Here is a 226-nt window from a genome sequence, read left to right as displayed (position 1 = left end):
ATCAACCGAGATTCCCCCAGTAGCGGCGAGCGAACGGGGAGGAGCCCAGAACCTGAATCAGTTCTTGTGTTAGTGGAAGCGTCTGGAAAGTCGCGCAGTAAAGGGTGATAGCCCCGTACACTAAAATACATTAATTGTGAGTTCGATGAGTCGGGCGGGACACATGACATCCTGTCTGAATATGGGGGGACCATCCTCCAAGGCTAAATACTCCTGACTGACCGAT

General features: G+C 51.8%; 1 rRNA gene. It reads left to right on the top strand.

Going from position 1 to position 226, the window contains the following annotated elements:
• A 23S ribosomal RNA gene (locus tag AC2AXP_RS22845) occupies positions 1-226 on the top strand; the annotation flags it as partial.

It is taken from the genome of Serratia sp. Sp408 (assembly GCF_057180665.1).
Note: the sequence above shows the minus strand (reverse complement) of the source record. Positions and strands in the feature narration are given on the sequence as shown.